This window comes from Clostridium sartagoforme AAU1 (assembly GCF_000401215.1).
Lineage (GTDB): Bacteria > Bacillota > Clostridia > Clostridiales > Clostridiaceae > Clostridium > Clostridium sartagoforme.
Window position 1 is genome coordinate 1 of sequence record NZ_ASRV01000281.1, and the last position, 573, is coordinate 573.

Below are 573 nucleotides of genomic sequence, written 5' to 3' on the forward strand. Positions count from 1 at the left end.
TTATAACTACTCCAATTATATTCTTCTGGCTTTTTAACCATTTTGGCTCTCACTGGATTTAAATGTATATATCTACAAGTTGCTAATAATTGTGAATCATCTTCGATAACTTCTGTAAAATATCTATTTTGAAATAGATATCCTATATACCTATATTTATTATTAAATATTTTTGCATATAAACTATGAATCCTAGATATAAATAAGGATATATGCCTTTCTTTACATTTTACAAGTAAATGAACATGATTATCCATTAAACAATACGCATAAACTTCAAAATCAGCATTATAAAACTCTATAGATTCTTTCATTAAATCTAGGTATATTTGAAAATCTTCTTCATCTCTAAAAATATCATTTCTATGATTTCCACGAGCAGTAATATGTAGTACTACGCCTGGCCACCATTCTCTTTTTTTATAAGTCATATACTAACTCCAAGTTATTGTTAAATAACGTTTTCCTTTTTATTATCTAAAAATTGAAATTCCTCTAAAATTATATTATTACTATACTTCTTTTCTCCATTACTATTTATATAGCTTGCATTGTTTAGTTTTCCTTCTATTG

At 25.1% G+C, this 573-nt stretch carries 1 protein-coding gene; it reads right to left on the reverse strand.

Annotated elements, in window-relative coordinates; genetic code table 11:
• Positions 1–431, reverse strand: a 431-nt coding sequence (locus A500_RS19115; RefSeq protein WP_016209215.1) for an REP-associated tyrosine transposase, incomplete at its 3' end; no start/stop codon positions are given.
• Positions 432–573 lie beyond the last annotated feature (142 nt).